This is a genomic window from Nocardiopsis sp. iso_40, assembly GCF_056173285.1.
On record NZ_CM149666.1, the window covers coordinates 3,362,814 to 3,379,765 of the forward strand.

13 protein-coding genes and 3 pseudogenes are annotated in these 16,952 nt (G+C 69.6%); 8 read left to right on the forward strand and 8 right to left on the reverse strand.

All coding sequences use genetic code 11. The features are described 5' to 3' along the window. Positions 1 to 5: 5 nt before the first annotated feature. The 3 genes from AC0VYD_RS14760 to AC0VYD_RS14770 are packed head-to-tail and all read left to right on the forward strand — an operon-like array spanning position 6 to position 4,233. Positions 6 to 689 carry a class I SAM-dependent methyltransferase gene (locus AC0VYD_RS14760; protein WP_475476111.1) on the forward strand — a complete coding sequence of 228 codons (684 nt, stop codon included), beginning with the start codon at positions 6 to 8 and terminating at the stop codon, positions 687 to 689. Positions 690 to 692: 3 nt separating this feature from the next. Next, complete coding sequence (locus AC0VYD_RS14765; RefSeq protein ID WP_475476112.1) at positions 693 to 2,504, forward strand: ABC transporter transmembrane domain-containing protein; 1,812 nt, start codon at positions 693 to 695, stop codon at positions 2,502 to 2,504. Continuing rightward, positions 2,476 to 4,233 carry an ABC transporter ATP-binding protein gene (locus AC0VYD_RS14770; protein WP_475476113.1) on the forward strand — a complete coding sequence of 586 codons (1,758 nt, stop codon included), beginning with the start codon at positions 2,476 to 2,478 and terminating at the stop codon, positions 4,231 to 4,233. Before AC0VYD_RS14765 ends, AC0VYD_RS14770 begins: the two co-directional genes overlap by 29 nt. On the opposite strand, the gene AC0VYD_RS14775 is transcribed toward AC0VYD_RS14770, so the two are convergent. The 4 genes and pseudogenes from AC0VYD_RS14775 to AC0VYD_RS14790 all read right to left on the reverse strand — a co-directional run. Next, positions 4,184 to 5,302, reverse strand: coding sequence for a hypothetical protein (locus AC0VYD_RS14775; protein ID WP_475476114.1), 1,119 nt, complete (start codon positions 5,300 to 5,302; stop codon positions 4,184 to 4,186). The two genes, AC0VYD_RS14770 and AC0VYD_RS14775, sit on opposite strands and share 50 nt — an antisense overlap. Next, a complete protein-coding gene (locus AC0VYD_RS14780; RefSeq protein ID WP_475476115.1) occupies positions 5,302 to 6,435 on the reverse strand; it encodes a hypothetical protein in 1,134 nt (377 codons plus the stop codon). Before AC0VYD_RS14780 ends, AC0VYD_RS14775 begins: the two co-directional genes overlap by 1 nt. Beyond that, entirely contained in the window at positions 6,435 to 7,727 is a 1,293-nt protein-coding gene (locus AC0VYD_RS14785) for a low temperature requirement protein A (RefSeq protein WP_475476116.1), read from the reverse strand. The genes AC0VYD_RS14780 and AC0VYD_RS14785 overlap by 1 nt, the downstream gene beginning before the upstream one ends. A 70-nt stretch (positions 7,728 to 7,797) precedes the next feature. Next, positions 7,798 to 7,938, reverse strand: a pseudogene (locus AC0VYD_RS14790) (hypothetical protein); the annotation flags it as partial. 15 nt (positions 7,939 to 7,953) lie between these two features. On the opposite strand from AC0VYD_RS14790, the gene AC0VYD_RS14795 reads away from it, so the two are divergent. The 4 genes and pseudogenes from AC0VYD_RS14795 (at position 7,954) to AC0VYD_RS14810 (ending at position 11,060) form a co-directional block, all read left to right on the forward strand. Continuing rightward, positions 7,954 to 8,463: an ion channel gene (locus AC0VYD_RS14795; RefSeq protein ID WP_475476117.1), complete on the forward strand. Its 510-nt coding sequence runs from the start codon at positions 7,954 to 7,956 to the stop codon at positions 8,461 to 8,463. 126 nt (positions 8,464 to 8,589) lie between these two features. Further along, the gene (locus tag AC0VYD_RS14800; RefSeq protein WP_475476118.1) at positions 8,590 to 9,096 is read left to right on the forward strand and encodes a flavoprotein; all 507 of its coding nucleotides are present in this window, start codon (positions 8,590 to 8,592) and stop codon (positions 9,094 to 9,096) included. A gap of 71 nt (positions 9,097 to 9,167) precedes the next feature. Further along, a pseudogene (locus tag AC0VYD_RS14805) lies at positions 9,168 to 10,322 on the forward strand (helix-turn-helix domain-containing protein); the annotation flags it as partial. A gap of 126 nt (positions 10,323 to 10,448) precedes the next feature. Continuing rightward, a complete protein-coding gene (locus AC0VYD_RS14810; protein WP_475476119.1) occupies positions 10,449 to 11,060 on the forward strand; it encodes a hypothetical protein in 612 nt (203 codons plus the stop codon). A 131-nt stretch (positions 11,061 to 11,191) separates the two neighbouring features. Here AC0VYD_RS14810 and AC0VYD_RS14815 read toward each other — a convergent pair. After that, positions 11,192 to 12,220: pseudogene (locus AC0VYD_RS14815) on the reverse strand (YaaC family protein). Between the two features lie 440 nt (positions 12,221 to 12,660). Between AC0VYD_RS14815 and AC0VYD_RS14820 the strand changes: the two are divergent. After that, entirely contained in the window at positions 12,661 to 13,611 is a 951-nt protein-coding gene (locus tag AC0VYD_RS14820; RefSeq protein ID WP_475480270.1) for an IS481 family transposase, read from the forward strand. A 251-nt stretch (positions 13,612 to 13,862) separates the two neighbouring features. On the opposite strand, the gene AC0VYD_RS14825 is transcribed toward AC0VYD_RS14820, so the two are convergent. The 3 genes from AC0VYD_RS14825 to AC0VYD_RS14835 form a co-directional block, all read right to left on the reverse strand. Beyond that, entirely contained in the window at positions 13,863 to 14,564 is a 702-nt protein-coding gene (locus AC0VYD_RS14825; protein ID WP_475476120.1) for a hypothetical protein, read from the reverse strand. A gap of 79 nt (positions 14,565 to 14,643) precedes the next feature. Continuing rightward, complete coding sequence (locus tag AC0VYD_RS14830) at positions 14,644 to 15,534, reverse strand: YwqG family protein (protein ID WP_475476121.1); 891 nt, start codon at positions 15,532 to 15,534, stop codon at positions 14,644 to 14,646. 544 nt (positions 15,535 to 16,078) lie between these two features. Continuing rightward, positions 16,079 to 16,951 (reverse strand): putative RNA methyltransferase, encoded by an 873-nt coding sequence (locus tag AC0VYD_RS14835; protein ID WP_475476122.1) that lies wholly within the window; start codon positions 16,949 to 16,951, stop codon positions 16,079 to 16,081. Position 16,952 lies beyond the last annotated feature (1 nt).

A 16,952-nucleotide genomic window follows, 5' to 3' on the forward strand; every position in this document is an offset into this window, starting at 1 on the left:
AGAGCTTGAATGCTGCACCATACGACGGGTACGCAGAGGCGTTCGCCTCAGCTGCCGAGGACAACGCCTACAACGCCTACTACGACCGCCCCGCGGTCCTGTCGCTCATGGGCGAGGTACGGGGACTGCGCATCCTCGACGCGGGCTGCGGCCCCGGTCTCTACGCCCGGGAGTTGGTCGCGCGCGGAGCCAGGGTGACGGGCCTGGACCACAGCGGCGACATGGTCCGGGTGGCCCGCACACGGCTGGGCAGGGACGCGCGGGTCCGGCAGATGGACCTCGCCGAGCCGCTGGACCTGCCCGACTCCTCCTTCGACGCCGCACTGATCGCCCTGGTCATCCACTATCTTCCCGACCGGGTGGCGGCCCTGAGGGAGCTGCGCCGAGTTCTGCGGCCCGGCGGTTTCCTGGTGCTGTCGACCAGCCACCCCACCGCGGACTGGATACGTGACGGAGGGAGCTACTTCGAGGAGCGCCACGTCGACGACCGGTGGGAGTGCGGTCTGCTCAGCCGGTTCTGGCGTCAGCCGCTGGAACGGTGGTTCGACGAGTTCCGTGCCGCCGGGTTCCAGGTGGATCAGCTGATGGAGACCCGACCCCAGGAGTCCATGCGCGAACGCCACCCCGAGGAATACGACCTGCTCAACCGGGAACCGGGCTTCATCGCCTTCCGACTGCTCAGGGGGTAGCTCGTGGCACCGGCCTCCCAGGGCTCCCGACGGGACCGCTTTCAGCCGTTTCCCCCCGACGACGGGGCCCGCCCCGGAGCCCTGCCCCCGGCCCGGCTCCTGCTGTGGTTCTACGCCCGCCAGTGGCGCCCCCTCCTCCTGGGCGCTCTGGCGGGCACGGCCTGGATGGGGCTCTTCGCACTGCTCCCGCGCATCGTGGGGCGCGGCGTCGACGAGGGCCTGGCGGCCGGCTCCGGACCGGCCCCGCTGTGGGGCTGGGTCACGGCACTGGCGTGTGCGGCCCTGCTGACCTGGCCGCTCACCTACCTGTCGACCACTCTGGTCACCACGAACGAGCTGGGTCTGGCCTTCCGCGTGGTGCGCGTCGTCACCGACCACGTGACCAGGGAGGGGGCACTGATCACCCGCAGCCTGGACACGGGCGAGGTCGTCGCCAACACCAGTACCGACGCCCGGGTCATCGGCGATTCCAACGAGATCTTCACCCGTGCCGCCGGCGGCCTGCTCGTGCTCGCCGTCGTGGCGGTACTGATGTACGGGCTCTCCCCCCTGCTCGGAGGCCTGGTGCTGGCCGGGTTACTGGCCCAGTTCCTGCTGCTGGGGCCACTGGTGGCCTCCCTCCAAGCGCGAGTCCACGCCTATCGGATCCAGGAGGGGGCCCTGCGCACCTCGGCCGCGGACATCGTGTCCGGCCTGCGGGTGATGAAGGCGGTCGGCGGTGAGGACGCCTTCGCGGACCGCTACCGCACCCGGTCGCGACGACTGCGGGCCCTCGGCTTCCGCGCAGCCCTCCCGATGAGCTTGATCAGCGGTTTGGAGACCCTCGTGCCCGGGCTGCTGCTGGTGGCGGTGGTGGGGGTGGCGGGCGACGCCGTGGTCCAGGGGGCCCTGACCGTCGGGGAGTTCACCACGGCCTTCGGCTACGGGGCCTTCCTGTGGCTGCCGATGAGCGCCTTCGGTATGGTCGCGGGCAAGGTCGCCGGCGCCTACGCGGCCGCCCGTCGCGTCCACGTCCTGCTCTCCGTACGGGCTGACAGCGCCGAACGGATTCTGCCCGCGCCCGACCCCCGGACGGAAATCCTCGATCCCGAGACCGGGCTGAGGATCCCCGCCGGGTCCCTGACCGCGGTCGCCTGCGCCGATGCCGCGACCGGGTCCGCGCTGGTCGACAGGCTCGGCGGCGACGTGGCCTCACGCATGGCGTGGGGCGGTGCCGAACTCCACCGGATACCCGGCCCCGAACTGCGCCGTCGCCTGCTGGTGGCCACACCGCAGGACGAACTGTTCGAGGGGACCCTGGCCGAGGTCGTGGACCCCCGGGGCACGGGCGGCGCGCACACGGTCACCGCCGCGCTGGAGGCGGCCTGCGCACGTGACGCGGTGGCTGCGGTCGGAGGGCTCCACGGCCTGGTCGAGGCCCGGGGCGACAACCTCTCGGGGGGACAGCGCCAGCGGCTGCGCCTGGCGCGCGCGCTGGCGCACGACCCGCCCGTACTGGTCCTGAGCGAGCCCACCTCGGCCCTCGACGCCACGACCGAACACTACGTGGCCGAGCGGCTTCGCGACCACCGGCACGGAAGGACCACGGTCGTCCTGTCCCTGGCCCCGCCGCTGCTCGACCGGGCCGACCGCGTCGTGTTCCTCGTGGACGGCCGGGTCCGGGCGAGCGGCACGCACCGCGCGCTCCTGGCCGAGGAACCCGGGTACCGGGCCCTGGTCGACCGGTCCCGCGCTCTCGGCGGCTCCGCGGCCGCGACTGACAGCCCGGCACGGGAGAGGGGTGGACTTGTCGAGGACGACGCTGCCCGTAGCTGACACACGGGCCACCTGGAGGGCGGCGCTCGAACTGGTCCGCGTGGAGCGGCGGGCCGTGGGCGCCTCGGTGCTGCTCTACGCACTGGCCACTGCCGCGTCCCTGGCCCCCGCGTGGATGGTGGGCAGGCTCGTCGACTCCTTGCCCGGGGCGGGTGGGGGGACCGTCGTGGCGGCGGTGGGCGTCCTGATCGTGCTGCTGCTCGTCCAGACGGGACTGATCGTGCTGTGCCGGGCGCTCGTGATCCGCCTCAGCGAGCGTGCCATGTGCCGGCTGAGGGAGGGGTTCGTACACGACGCCCTGCGGCTTCCGCCCGCGCGGCTCTCAGGCGGCGACACCGGGGAGCTGATGACGCGCAGCACCGATGACGTGGCGGTGCTCAACAACGCACTGCGCAACGCGGCCCCGGAGATCCTCCTCGCCTCGGTCACGGTGGTCGTTGTCGGTACCGGTCTGGTGCTGACCAGTCCGTTGACGTCCCTGGCGTGCCTGGTAGCCGTGCCGTTGATCGGTCTGCCCGCGCGGTGGGCCCTGCGCCGGGTCCGCTCACGCCAGCTCGCCGAACGGGCCGCCTACGGGACGATCGCGGAGAGCCTGGCCTCGACCGTGCGCGGTGCGCGCACGGTCGAGGCGTACGGGCTGGAGCGGGTCCGGGTAGACCGGACGGAGGAGGCGCTCGCCGACACCTGTGCCGCGGCCATGCGGTCGCTGCGCCTGCGGCAGGTGCTGTTCCCAGCCATCGACGGCGGCATGGCTGCGGTGCTGGCCTGCGTGCTGGCCCTGGGTGGCGCGCTGCACGCGGCCGGGTTGGTGAGCCTGGGCGAGGCGGCCACCTGCCTGCTGCTCAGCCGCCAGCTCTCCGAACCCGTCGCGACCCTGGTGATCTGGTTGCAGCGGTTCATGGTGGGCGGGGCTTCGCTGTCCCGGGTGGTCGGCGTCGGAGGAGCCGTCGAGCCCGACGCCGGGGTCGGGTCCGACGCCGGGCCCGCACCGGCATCCCCTCCGGAGGCCCCCGCCGTGGAACTGCGCGCGGTCGGGCACTCCTACGGCGGAGCCCCGGTACTGCGCGGGGTGGACCTCGCGCTGGCCCGGGGAGAGTTCCTGGCCGTGGTGGGGCCCTCCGGTTCGGGTAAGACGACGCTGGGTCGCCTGCTCTGCGGAAGCGAACGGGCCCGGACGGGCGAGGTCCTCGTGCACGGCGCACCCGTCACGGACCTGCCCCTGGTCGAGCGCCGCCGTCGAGTGCTCATGGTCTCCCAGGAGCAGCACGTCTTCCACGCCACCGTCGCCGACAACCTCCGGATGGCCCGTCCCGACGCCGCCGAGGAGCACCTGTCGGACGCCCTGGACCGGGCCGGGGCCCTGGACTGGGCGCTCTCCCTGGAACGGGGGGTCGACACCGTGGTCGGGGGCCGCGACCACCCGGTCGCCCCGGCGGTGGCGCAGCGGCTGGCGCTGGCCCGTGCCCTGCTGGCCGCGCCGGAGGTACTCGTTCTGGACGAAGCGACCTCGTTCCTGGATTCGACGGCAGCGCGGCGGCTGGAGGACGCGGTCCTGCGCGCTCTGCCCGGACGGACCGTCGTCGCCGTCGCCCACCAGCTGCACACCGCCCGCCGCGCGGACCGGGTGGTGGTGCTCCGCGACGGCCTGGTCACCGAGACGGGGCACCACCGCGACCTGGTCAGGGGCGGAGGGGTGTACCAACGCCTGTGGGAGGACCACTCGGTGTGACCGCCGCCCCGGCCCCGAAAGCCAGACCGGCGACGGCCAGGGAGGCCAGCGCCTCCGACAGGAAGGGGTCCTGGGCCACGGCCGGGGCGACGGTGCGCAGACCGCCGGGGCCCAGGGTGGCCAGGGCCCGGCGCACTACCGGGGGCGGTGCCCCCTCCCGGACGGGGAGAGGCGAGAACACGGCCAGGGCCGCCGCCACGGTCCACAGCTCATGGACCAGGCCGTAGCCCAGGCACCCCTCCAGGGCGCGGCCCCGCTCACCTTCCAACCAGCGGTCCAGCGCTCCGACCAGCTCGGAGTGGGTCGCACCGACCCGCTCCAGCTCGGCGCGGACCAGGGACACGTGGCCTTCGTGGCGGCGGGCCCCGGTGTCCCAGCGGACCATCGCCGCGCGGGCGCGGCGCCAGCTGACACACGGCACCAGGGGCGGGGCCGCCAGGACCTCCCCGCCGACCGACTCCCCCGGGCGGGCGAGCAGGGCGGAGCGCCGGGCTCCCATGGCGTGGTCGTTTCCCACGAGGCTGCCGTCCCCGTCGTGTTGTACCAGGTTGGGCACCGTGACGAAGGCGCTCCGCCCCTCCTCCTCCAGGAACCGGGCGATCACCTCGTCGTCGGGTTCCCCGGGTTCGCGCCGGTCGATGGCCCCGACCAAAGAGAGGGCCGTCGCCGAGGGCAGTGCCAGGCCGACGGTCGGGACGTAGGAGTCAACGCACTCGGCCAGACCGAACCCGCCCAGCGAGGCCCACCGTGCCATGGAGGCGGTGGCGGAGCCCCATTCACAGAAAAGCGACACCGGGAGTTCGGGGTGGGCGGTCAGGACTTCCGTCAGAGCGGCGGCCATCCCCGGCACCGGCGTCGCGTCGTCCTGGAGCACCAGGTGGTGAGTGCTGCCGGGGGGCACGGCGGACCACGCCGCGCGCGCGGTGCGCAGGGTCGCGGGCGGGCCGTCCGGCTCGGGGTCGAAGACGACCTGTGGCGCCAGTTCCGGGAGGGAGGCGGCCAGTGCGTGCGCTGCCTTCGCGCGGCTCGGGTGGGCCATGATCGCGCAGGACAGGCGGACGACGGACATCAGAGCTCTCCCTCGGGAACGCTCAGCCCCGCCCCCAGTTCGAGCGCGGCAAGGGTCAGGTCGACCATCTCCTCCTCCAGGGGCTCCATGGAGGGGGCGTGTACGAATGCGCGCAGCGCCCCGGGGACGTGGGTGTACAGGGCGCGCCGCACCAGGGGCACGCCAGCGCGTTCCCGCAGGGAGCCCACGCTGCCCGGGTGGGCGTGCTCCTGCACCGCGCCCAGGGCCACCGCGGTGTTCCACACCCCCAGGAGCAGTTCGGGGCGGACGGAGTCGGCGAGGGCGACGGCCCCCGGGGTGGCCTCCAGGGCCCGGCGCGCGGAGTCTTCACCGAGGCCCCAGGACTCCAGGACCCGCTCGGTGGGGCGGTGGGAGGAGGGGACGTCGTCGGCGGTGTCGATGACGACCGCCTTGCCCGTGTTCCAGGCGTAGAAGGGGAGGATCCGGGGCAGGTCGAGCACGGAGGTGTCGAAGGGGACCCCGGCCTCGGCGGTGAAGCAGACCGACCGCCGCACCCCCTGACCGGTGTTGCCGGTCAGGCTGGGGAGGTCGCCGTGCTCCACCAGGTTGGGGACCATCGTCAGCGCACGCACGCCGCGTTCGCGCAGCAGACGCAGAATGGCCTGGTCATCGGCCTCTCCCCGGTCCGCGTCCCGGCTCATCCGTTCGGCGAGTTCGGCGACCAGGGCGCTGGGCGCCGCCAGGGCGAGCGAGGGCATGTAGGGGTTGATCACCGGCACCGCGCTGATTCCGGCGAACGCCGCCATTCTCGCGAGAACGGCGGTGCGGGAGCCCCATTCGACGAAGAACGACAGGGCCGCGTCGGGATGGAGGCGGCAGCACTCCAGGACGGACGCGGAGAAGTCCTTGGCCAGGAGCGTGTCGTCTTGGAGGAGGAGGTGGTGGGTGCTGCTCTCGGGGGTCGCGCGGGACAGTGCGGCGGCCGCGGTCCTGAGTGAACTCGGGGGCGCGTCGGGGTGAGGGTCGAATACCGTCTCGGCACCGGGGAGGGAGAGGTCGGCCAGTACGTGTTCGGCCTCGGAGCTCCTGGACGGATGCGCCATGACCGTCGCGGTGAGGGAAAGCGGGGATTCGTTCGCGTCGGGAGCCGGGGGGATCTGCTCATAGTCCATCACATGACTTTATTGGGCGGGCGGCCCGGACCACGAACCACGGCGGGCCGGTGGGACCCCGCTCCTGTGCAACGGGTTCCCCGAGTACTTGGCGAAGGCCTCGGCGCCCCCGGCGCGCAGCGTTCAGCGATCGGCCGCCGGGCCGATCGAGGTTCTCCCCTGCCACCGGCGGTTCCTCGGTGCCGGCTCGCGGGCCTGGACCTCCGCCCCCGGGCGAGGTCGCTGGTCCACCCGGGGGCGGTGCCGCACTCGACCTCGCCCGAGAATGCCTCGGTCAGACCCCAGCGTTGGAACCGCCGAACCTCGTCCTCGCCCGACGGGCGGCCCCATCGTGACGGCCGGGTCTCGGTTCCGTCGCCGGAGGAGGCGTCGAACGCCGAGAGCGCGACCAGCACTGCCAGGGTGAGCAGGGCCACGCCGAGCGGGGGGAGCCACACGGAGCCAGCGCCGACGGCCAGCAGCGCGACGATCCCGGACAGCCGACTGGTCGCGGTGCGGCGCCACAGGGCGCGCTGGAAGATCAGATTGCCGAGCAGGTAGACGACCGGGCCGGAGACGATCGAGAAGGCGATCCACGGCGAGGTCTCCCCGCCCGGATGGTGGACGACCTCCTCGATGCCCACCGCGACCAGGATCGCCCCGCCCACCATGAGCGCGTGGGCGTAGGCGTAGGCGCCCCGGGCCGCCGTGGTCACGTCCTCGGAGCCGCCGTACTCATGTTCGGCGTTGCCTTGGCGGAAGTCGAAGTACAGCCACCACAGCAGGAACATCGTGGCGAACCCCACCACCGCGGCGGCCACCACCCCGGTGGTGAACTCCTCGGCCAGCAGCGCGCCCCCGAGTACCAGGATCGACTCGCCCAGCGCGATGATGAACACCAGCCGGTTGCGCTCGGCCAGGTGCGACTCCGTGGTCGGCCAGGAGGACATGGGCGTGGTTCCCAGGCCCGGCAGCCAGAAGTCGAGCCTGGGCGCCGCGTAGTCGACGAGCACGGCCAGCGCCCAGACCGCGATCCGGGCTTCCCCCTCGACACCGATCCCGACCAGCCACAGCAGGCCCGCACCGGCGCTCCACGCCAACAGGTGGGCGTAGTTGCGGCCCATCACCTGGCCGCGGAACGCCCACACCATGAACGCGCCGCGCACCAGCTGGAGCACCAGGTACCCGGTGACGAACAGCCAGGCGCGTTCGCTGAACGCCTCCGGAATGGCGACCGCCATCGTCAGCGCGGCGAGCATCAGCACCGCGAGCAGCAGCTGTGTGTCCCGCGCGAAGGGGTTGAGCCAGTTCATGGCCCACGCCGGTGTAGTTCCACCCCCACCACACCGCGAGGAACAGCACCGCTGCCTCGGCGACGCCGAGGACGTCCAGGTGGGCCGCCACGTAGTGGGACAGTTGGATGATGGTGAAGACGTAGACCAGGTCGAAGAGCAGCTCGATGGGACCGACGTGCTCCCTGGTGTCCTCGGTGCGCAGCAGACCCCGGGTCTTTATCGCGCTCACGTGGATTCCTCTCTGGTGCGGGGCGAGACGTACCGCCCGCTGATCGCCGTCACCACCGTCTTCCTGTGCGCGGGCACCTGGTTCTCCCTCGCCCAGGACAGCACGCCTGCGGCCGTTGTGATGCTGACCATCGTGGCGCTGTCGATGGCGACCCTGCTGTTCTCGCTCATGCGGTTCGTCTTGCGGCGCAGCCGCGTGCCGGGCATCGACCTCGTGCTCGCGGCGATCACCGCCTACCTCATCCTGGGCGGGCTGGCCGCGGCGAGCCTCACCCTGCTCGAGATCGCCGCGCCGGGCAGTTTTGAGGCCCCCCGGGCCGACGGGTCGTTGACGTGGCAGCGGATGCTCTACTACTCCTACGTCACCCTGGCCACGCTCGGGTACGGCGACGTGCTGACGGTGACCCCCTGGGCGCGTTCGCTCGGCTCCCTGCTCTCCGTCGTCGGGACGCTGTACCTCACCGTCATCGTCGCGGGGCTCGTGGGCATCTGGTCGTCCAGCCGCGATGACGTTGCGCCGGGGTGAGCGCCTGTCGGCCGTGTTCCAACCTGTCCGGCACCGGGATCGCCTCCCGTCACTCGCCCACCGGCCCTCACCTGAGGATCGAGAAGTGGCGGCTCGTCTGCGTGGTGCGCCTCTAGACTCGGGTTCATGCCGAGAACCCTGTACCTGGTGTTGTCCGGAGCCCCCGCCCCGGAAGGGGTGACCGAGCTTGTCCGGGCCCTGCACAGCCACGGCTGGCAGGTGACGGTGTTGTCCACCCCGACGGGCGCGGACTTCCACGACCACAACCAGTTGGCGGAGCTGACGGGCGAGCCGGTCCGTGTGGTGTTCCGGATGCCCGGCCAGAGCAAACCCCTTCCACCTGCCGACGTCGTGTTGGCCTGTCCGCTGACCTTCAACTCGACAAACAAGTTCGCCCAGGGGCTGGCGGACAACTTCGCGATCGCTCTTTTGTGCGAGATGGTCGGATACGGGGTACCCACCGTGGTGGTGCCGCACTGCAAACCCCAACTCGCCACCCACCCGGCCTTCGTCCGCTCCCTGGAAACGCTGAGCGCGATAGAGCCGGTCACCGTCCTGCACGACCCCGATGCCCCCTATGAGAACCGTCTGCCCTCCTGGCAGCAGGTCATCGACACCGTCAACCGCCTCTGACCGAAAGGCACAGCGTGGACCCCGCCACTCGAGGCCAGACGATCAAACGCGCCTGACGACGGCACGGCTACTCCCAGAGCGTGCTCGCCGGACTCGTGGGACGCTCCGAGTCCTGGCTCTCCCAGGTCGAACGCGGCATCTTGTCGGTGGACTCCCACGAGATCCTCACCCGCCTGGCCCGCGTCCTGCGCCTGGACCTGACCGAGCTGACCGGAACCGAAAGCGAGACGGTCACCGACATGCGCTACGACGCCGCCCGCGCGATCGAGCGGGCCATGATGCGCTACTCCACCCTGGAAACCATCGTCGCCGAGACCGGCACCGAACCCCGCGTCGACCCCGCTGCGCTCTCGGTCCAGGCACACCAGACCTACGCCGCCTACCAAGCGGCCCGCTACGACGAGGTCGGACGCCGCCTGCCCCGGCTCATCCGCGAGGCCGAAGCCGCCGCACACACCCCCGGCTCCGACCGGCCCGCCGTGTGCTCGGCCCGAGCCATGGTCTACAACACCACCGCCGCCCTACTGCGCCGAGTCGGGGAGAAGGACCTGGCCTGGCAGGCCGCCGACCGCGCCATGTCAGCCGCCGAGTGGGCCGACCAAACGTTGCTGACCGCAGTGGGCGCCTACCGGCTCGCCTACGTGTTCATCTCGCGCGGGCGGCCCGCTGAAGCGGCGGAGCTTGCGATGGGCGCGGCCTCGGCGCTGGAGCGCCGCATGCGCCCCGGAACCCCCGAGGAGCTGAGTGTCTATGGCGGTCTCCACCTCGCCGCCGCCACGGCCGCCGCCGCGGAGTTCGACCGTGCGGCGGTACCGCGCTTCCTACGCCAGGCCCGCCGTGCTGCGACCCGTTTGGGCGGTGACTACAACCTGCATGGGACCGCGTTCGGTCCCACGAACGTGGCCATCCACACCATCAGCACCGCTGTGGCGATCGGTGACGCCCGCACCGCAGTGGAAGAGGGGGAGGACCTGGACGTGGGCACGCTGCCTGCGGGTCTGGTCGGCCGGCGGGACCAGGTCTGTTTGGACTTGGCCCGCGCCTACACCCAGCGCCGCCAGGACGCCGCAGCGGTCCACACCCTGCTGGACGCCGAACGGCTCGCCCCCGAACTCATCCGCTACCACCCCGGAACCGCCGGGGTGCTGACCGAACTGCTGCGCAGGGAGCACCGGCGCTCCACACCGGAACTGCGCCCCCTGGCCAGCAGGGCCGGGGTGGCCTGAGCCAACCCGCAAAATCCTGCGGGTCTTTTGCTTGGGGTCATTGCATCCTCAATAATAGAAAGAGATATGCAGAAGGGGGGAGGGTTGACGGAAGTGTGTGCAGAGGGCCAAAGCCGGAAAGTATGGATGATTTTTGATGATTTGAGGGTTTCTATGGATTATGTAGAGAAGATAACTGAACTGGTGGGTGAGAGTACGGTTGAAGATAAGGAGCCGATTGCATGGAGTCAAGTAGAGAGGTCGATGGGTCTGACGCTTCCCGAAGACTACAAGATTCTTGCCTCTAAGTATTTTACTGTGAACCTGGGTTCTGTCTCTCTAATAACACCTCGCGCTGGAACTCCGGGTGATTCAGATCTTATGATCGCAACCAGGGAGAGCAAGGAAGAATTTGAGGAATTCCTTGCGGAGGATCCTTTTGTGGGCGATGTGCCACAAAGAATGGATGGATCACTGCTGGATGGGCACTCGGAATTTCCTGATTTTTATCCGATGGTTCCTGGGTTGTTGAAGTGGGGCAAGGACTTCATTGGAGATGAGTTCTATTGGTATGTAGATGGACCTCCGGGAGGGTGGAAAATACTAGCCAAGGAGCGCAACGGTTGGTGGTGTGAGCATGAAATGTCCGTGAGTGAATATATTTACAAGGCTGCGACCAGGGTATTAGATTGTGAAATCGTTGCAGATTCTTTTGATGATTCAAATATATTTATTGAATGGCCTTGGCCAGATAATTGAGAATCGAGAATTTCTCGGGTCTATTTCGGCTTCGGAGGCTGGATGAAGTTTGATTATTGGGTTCGGGGATGTGGCAGGGCCCCGGAAAAGTCAGGTCTGTAGGAGCCTGAGGGGACGGGTCTCGTCGCCGATCATGTGACGGTCCTTCGGACCTCATTGATGGTTTCCCGGATCAGCTCCGGAAGGATGCCCAACGCTGCGCGTAGGAGCTCTTCGATCGGCACGGCAGACTCACTGGTGTTCACATCGATGTGTCGCGCCCACTCGACCGGTTGGTAGCGGGCCAGCATCGACAAGGCGTACAGCACCGCCCACCACGCCATGAGCGGGTGCAAGCCGCGGTCCGCGCCAGGCGTGCCAGGGCCAGGGAAGAAGTACCGGTCGCCCAGGTAGGCTCGCGTCTTGGCGTTGAGTAGCTCGACGCAGGCGGTGTAGTGCTCCCCCAGGTCTGCTGTCCACTTCAGCGTGACCTCGTCGGCCTCATCGCCCAGCGGCTGGTAGGCGGGGGCGGCGTCCACGCCTGGCCCGGTGCGGTCGAAGTCGTACCCCAACACGTCGGGGAAGCCGCCCAGGTACTCGGAGAGTGGCTGGAGGTGGGGAGAGGAGACCACCCGGTGCGGCAGCGGCCGCACTACCGCGCGGACTATTGGCTGCTCGATCGCAGGAATCCGGTAGTCGGCCTGGAGCGGGATGCGTCGTTGCTGGGTGAGTGAGTGGCATAGCGGCCACTTCTCGGCTTCGGGCAGGCAGTCCCACAGCAGCTTTAGAGGCACTGATGTCTTGCCCCAGACAGGTGAGCCCAGGAACTGGGACAACCGAGCGAAGCTTCCTTTTGTACCTGGTGCCTCGGTCGAGATCTGCACGTCAGGGAGTTGATCGGACAAGTTCTTGGCGCGGATGCCGTGTCCCGTGAGTTTCCAGTCGTCGTCGGTAGCCGTAGATGTGGCTGCTGCGATCGCTCTTCCGGCTTAGCTGAGGCCGTAGAAGAGGCGTAGGGGGCGGGTCGCGGGTGAAGCCGTGGCCGCTTGTCGGAACAGTTGCTCGGCCTGTTCCAGCCCGAACTGGTAGGTCACACTTCGCTGTTCACACCCACGGGCAGGGGCTGGTGGATTGGCGCGGGTGGCTCGGAGGTGCGCCCACGCATCGGCGTTGAAGTCCACACCATCACCTTAGAAGCTCGTCGTGTCTTCGGAGGCTGAGTGTGTGAAGGCTCTGGTGTGTTGCCGGGATCGCCTCCTGTCACCCGGGAAGTGGGTGAGCGAACCTGAAGGTCGCTCACCCACCGACAGGGGGACATCGCCTCTATCCCGTTCTGGGGCGGACACTGGTTGTGGGGGTGTTCGTCGTGTCTGGATCGGGTTGGGTGTGCAAGCGGTGCGGGTGCCGCGGGGGGAATGGTGTGAAGGCTCGGGAGGGTCGGTGCCCCGGGTTGGCGCGTAGGGGGCATGGGAGTTGGTACTTCGCGTTGGAGCTAGATGTACTGACCACGGAGGTTGAGTACAGTCCGGCAGTGATTTGACAGCAAGAGAGGGCCTCCGACATAGGTGTGGATTGTCTAGATCAACACCTGAAGTAGGTCAGGAGGCCCTCCGTGGCCCACATTACCCATGCCAACGCCCGTCTCACACCCACCGGACGCCTGGCGTTGGCCCGCTGCGTAGTCGAAGACGGATGGACTCTGCGCCGGGCCGCCGAACGCTTCCAGACCAGCGTGAGCACCACCAGGCGCTGGGCGAGCCGCTACCGCACCCACGGCCAGGCCGGGATGGGTGACCGCTCCAGCCGGCCGGCCCACTCGCCCCGGCGCACCCCCACCCGCCGCGAACGCCGCGTCATCAAACTCCGTGTGACCAAACGCTGGGGGCCCGCCCGTATCGGCGGCCACCTGGGCATGCACACCTCGACCGTCCACCGCGTCCTGACCCGCTACAAGTGCGCCCGCCTGGCCCACACCGACCGGGCCACCGGCCGTGTGGTGCGCCGCTTTGAGCACTCCCGGCCCGGCGAGCTGGTGCACGTGGACATCAAGAAGCTCGGCAACATCCCCGACGGAGGCGGCCACCGAGCGCTGGGACGACCCCAGGGCCGCAAAAACCGCGCCAAGGCCGGGTACGCCTACCTGCACAACGCCGTGGACGACCACTCCCGGCTGGCCTACAGCGAGCTCCTGACCGACGAGAAGAAGGAGACCGCCACCGGCTTCTGGAAGCGTGCCCACGCCTACTTCAGCTCGGCCGGGATCACGGTGGAGCGGGTACTGACCGACAACGGGGCCTGCTACAAGTCCCACGCCTGGCGGGACCTGCTCGCCGACCAGGGCGTCAAACACAAGCGCACCCGCCCCTACCGGCCCCAGACCAACGGCAAGGTCGAGCGGTTCAACCGGACCCTGGTCGATGAATGGGCCTACGCCCGCCCCTACACCAGCGAGAGCCAGAGGCGGGAGGCGTTCACCGGATGGTTGCACCACTACAATCACCACCGGTTCCACACCGCGATCAGCGGCCCTCCCACCACCCGCGTACCTAACCTCTCAGGGCAGTACAGTTAGGGCGCTCCTTCATGTACTTCACACTGCACACCTGCCAGAGCGTGTTCCCGCATGCGGCGACGACGGAGGCCGGGGCGACCGCCGCGCTGCGGTGCCTCCGGCTGAGGTGAGCGACTTGGCCCCGGTGCGGCGGTAGCCGGTTCCGGGGAGCACACCAGGAGCACCTCAGGGCCGCTGACCTCAGGTGGGAATGTGGGTTCACCCGTCCTGGCCTGGGGTTTCCTCACGCCCTGGGGTGGTCGACCATCGGATCAAAGGTCCGATGGCTGTGTGCCGCAGGATCCGCTGTACAAGTTGGCACCGGCGTGGATCTCCGGCAGTTTCTTGTCGGCCAGACGAACACACACCTGGGCCTGCCTGTCGGTCGCCGGATACTCCACGGCCATGGTGCACACGCGGACTACCTCGCCATCCGCATGGAGCTCCACCTCTTGAGAGAGCTCTGGAAGGGGTCCGGTCACGGTGCCGAACACCAGGGTGTCGGGGCCTTCGACACAGGCCTCCTCGATATCCACCCGCCAGTGCTCCCGTGCGGTGGCGAGCAGAGAACGGCTTCGGTCACCGAGCCCGGCCAGGGCAGGACCTCGGGTGTGGATGTGAGCGGCGATCGCGCAGCACAGACGAACAGCCCTCTGTGTGCGAGCCGACCCCGGCCAGGGACGGAACCACAACGCATACTCGAGAAGCTCCAGCGCAGCCGCCCGGGCCGCGTCACAGCCCTCGTCCGCGATCCCGAGCAGGATCGGTGCCGCCTGGACCGCGGCGGGCAGGACCGTGCCGCTGTGGTCATGGACGATTCCTCCTCCCGCCAGGAGGGAGGCCGCCGACGCGGCGTCTATCCGGCCACGGGCGTGGGCGAGACCGAGCAGGCCCTCGCGCGCCGCGGCCGAGCGGTAGTAGTCCGCGGGGCCCGGAATGGCCTCCCAGTCGGTGGTAACGATCGCATCGATCATGCCGGTATTCTCCTGCGGCGTCCTCCCGGTATGACTGCATGACAGTGCGGCGGGGGTGTCCGGAGCAGGGGTGACGGGTTCAGGAGCGGTCGAACCAGTGGTCGGTGGGGCGGTCGGGGCAGGACCGGCACTCGAAGACGTACACGCCACCGGCGTCTCCCAGCATCAGGTCGGCGGGGTTCTGCGCCGCGCGGGCCCGTTCGTGGCCCCATGGCTCCTGGCCGTTGTTCGGCCGGTCCTCCACAGGGAGCCAGGTGTGCCAGGATTCCCCGTCGTACTCCCAGCTGGAGACGGTGAGGAGGTGGTCCATGGTCTGCTCGCACGAGCCGCATTCCGGCCACACTGGGTCCTGGGTCCAGCCCGGGTAGCCGCCGATCTTGATGCCGGGGGCGTCAGAAAGGTGGTACTGGTAGCTCCAGCCGGTGTCCCGCTCCAGTTGGTCGAAGCGCTCACACAGGAGGTCGTCCAGGTCCTCCGGGAGGTCCCAGCTGGGGTACTCGCTCACCGTTTCGGGGTGGAGCGTGCAGGGGTCGGGGATGTACTTCTTTGATGCTTCGGCGTGCGGGGAGGGTGTGGGCCTGACCTGGTGCACGGAGTGTGAGCTGCGCCAGTACACCTGGGGTAGGGGGCAGAGCAGTTCACCGTGGTCGTAGGGGCACCACAGCACCTGGAGGAGGTCGCGTCCCGGAGGGAAAGGGACGTCGGGGGTGTGGTCCCGGTGGAGCTGGACGATGGGGACGAGGTCGACCTCTCCTTCGTAGGGTTCGCTGGTGTTGCGGTCGTAGTGTTCGCCGTCGCATACGGGCCAGGGCTGGTCCTGGGGCCACAGGAGCGGGCCGCCGACGGAGCTGTCGTGGATGGAGGGGCTGCCCGAACGCGGGTGCAGGCGGACCGCTCCCCTGCGCCAGGGGCGCAGTTCGGGGAAGAGGTCCTCGATGTCGACCGGGCGGGGCGGGGTGCGGCGGCTCATATGGGTCTTCCGGTGTGCGGGCTGTGCAGGGCAGGGGTGACTCTAGGCGCTGGATCCGACAAGCCGACGCTCGGCCTTCAACTGGGCGAGTGGGGGCGCCTCCGACGGTTCGGTCCCCGTCGCCGTCGGCCGTGGGCCGGGATCCAGCGGATCCGTGACATGGGCGTGCCGTGTAGTGGGCCTGTGACGCCGTTGCCGGGTATGTGGGCGGCTGTTGTACCGGTTAGGGACAGAGTCGGGGTCGCCCGTGGCGGGGCGGCTGTGGGGCGCTGGAGGGTGGACATGCGGCGCACCCGCAGGGTCACGGGATGGCAAAATGCTCCGGGAGGTGGGTGCCCACCTGTACGGGACCTTGCACTCGGGAGCACACACGGAGCATTTCAGGCCCAGATCTGGGCCTCGCGCCTCGCCTGTTCGACTCGCACACCCCTTTTGAACTGGGGTTTTGTGGCGCACCCGGCAGGATTCGAACCTGCGGCCATCGGATTAGAAGTCCGGTGCTCCGTACTTCCTGGTGGGAGCCGGCTTCAACGCCCCGCCTGTGTTACCTGGCCCGGTAGGCCCGGAGTCGGACGGAGGCGGTGACCGCCATGGGGGCGGGGAGCTTCCCGACCCGCTCGGCCAGATCCTCCGGGGTGGTGTGCCGGGCGCTGGGGCCCATGCCCACAACAGTCAGAACGTCCTCGTGGGACAGCTCCATGGTGAAGCACACCTGCCTGCTGGCCTCCGGTGAGAAGTGGTCCCCGAGGCTTTCGGCAAGGCGCTCGCCCTTGCGGGGGTCGACGTCCAGCAGGCCTAGGGCGGCCCGGGGCTCGGTGAGGTGGTCGGCCTCGGGGGTGACCACCACGAGCACGCCACCGGGTTTGAGTACGCGGTGGAACTCGGGGGCGTTGCGGGGAGCGAAGACGTTGAGTACGGCGTCGGCGGTGCCGTCGGCGAGCGGCAGGGCGCGCCAGGAGTCAGCGGTGACCGCTCCGCTGCGGGGGTGTGCCCTGGCCGCCTTCCGTGCGGCGAACTTGGAGACGTCGGTGGTCAGGCCGACCGCGTCGGGGAGTTCGTCCAGGACCTGGGTGAGGTAGTGGCCGGTGCCGCCGCCGACGTCGACGATGACGCTCCCAGCACCGATCCGGGCCGTCGTCAACTCTTCGGCCAAGGCCAGGCCGATGGGGTCGTAGTGCCCGCGGCCCTGGAAGCGGAGGCGGGCGGCGACCATCTCCTTGCTGTCGCCGGTCCCGGGCGGGGTGGCTCCGGTGAGCAGGCCCGCGTAGCCCTCCCGGGCGATATTGAAACTGTGCCCGTCCGCACAGGTCAGGCCCCGGGGTCCCCGTTCCAGGTACCGTCCGCAGACGGGGCAGGTCAGGGAGGCCGCGACGGAGGCGGGCATGCGCAGCTCGGGGCCGGTGTGGGTGTTCGTCATG

Excerpts from the sequence above, each read along its gene's own strand:
- AC0VYD_RS14785 (WP_475476116.1), bottom strand. The coding sequence starts at position 7,727 with ATGAACTGGCTCAACCCCTTCGCGCGGGACACACAGCTGCTGCTCGCG.
- AC0VYD_RS14835 (WP_475476122.1), bottom strand. The coding sequence starts at position 16,951 with ATGACGAACACCCACACCGGCCCCGAGCTGCGCATGCCCGCCTCCGTC.
- AC0VYD_RS14800 (WP_475476118.1), top strand. The coding sequence starts at position 8,590 with ATGCCGAGAACCCTGTACCTGGTGTTGTCCGGAGCCCCCGCCCCGGAA.
- AC0VYD_RS14780 (WP_475476115.1), bottom strand. The coding sequence starts at position 6,435 with ATGGACTATGAGCAGATCCCCCCGGCTCCCGACGCGAACGAATCCCCG.
- AC0VYD_RS14830 (WP_475476121.1), bottom strand. The coding sequence starts at position 15,534 with ATGAGCCGCCGCACCCCGCCCCGCCCGGTCGACATCGAGGACCTCTTC.
- AC0VYD_RS14810 (WP_475476119.1), top strand. The coding sequence starts at position 10,449 with ATGATTTTTGATGATTTGAGGGTTTCTATGGATTATGTAGAGAAGATA.
- AC0VYD_RS14825 (WP_475476120.1), bottom strand. The coding sequence starts at position 14,564 with ATGATCGATGCGATCGTTACCACCGACTGGGAGGCCATTCCGGGCCCC.
- AC0VYD_RS14775 (WP_475476114.1), bottom strand. The coding sequence starts at position 5,302 with ATGTCCGTCGTCCGCCTGTCCTGCGCGATCATGGCCCACCCGAGCCGC.